Source organism: Mesorhizobium sp. M1C.F.Ca.ET.210.01.1.1, from assembly GCF_004791585.1.
GTDB lineage: Bacteria > Pseudomonadota > Alphaproteobacteria > Rhizobiales > Rhizobiaceae > Mesorhizobium.
This window is the reverse complement of sequence record NZ_SRUU01000212.1, coordinates 1-289: the sequence shown is the minus strand read 5'-3', so window position 1 is coordinate 289 and position 289 is coordinate 1. Positions and strand designations below refer to the sequence as shown.

The window sequence follows — 289 nt, the reverse complement described above, 5'->3', positions numbered from 1 at the left end:
TGGCCGCACCAGATCACCACATGATCGTCGCTGGGGGGCGCCTCCATCTCTCGCGAGGCTTCAAGGAGAACTGCGCGCGGCCCGCCATCGACCCGCTCTTCCGGAGCGTCGCCGAGAGCTACGGCCCAGCCGCCGTGGGCGTCATACTGACCGGAAACCTGAATGACGGCACTCTCGGTCTTTTCGAAATAAGCCGGCGAGGCGGTATCACGATCGGCCAGGATTCTACGGATGCCGCTTATCCTGACATGCCGAGAAGCGCAGCAGTGCACGTTACACTTGACTACAG

General features: G+C 62.3%; 1 protein-coding gene. It reads left to right on the top strand.

The window, feature by feature from the left end; genetic code table 11:
- Positions 1 to 20: 20 nt before the first annotated feature.
- Positions 21 to 289, top strand: a 269-nt coding sequence (locus EN853_RS33625) for a chemotaxis protein CheB (RefSeq protein WP_281062259.1), incomplete at its 3' end; no start/stop codon positions are given.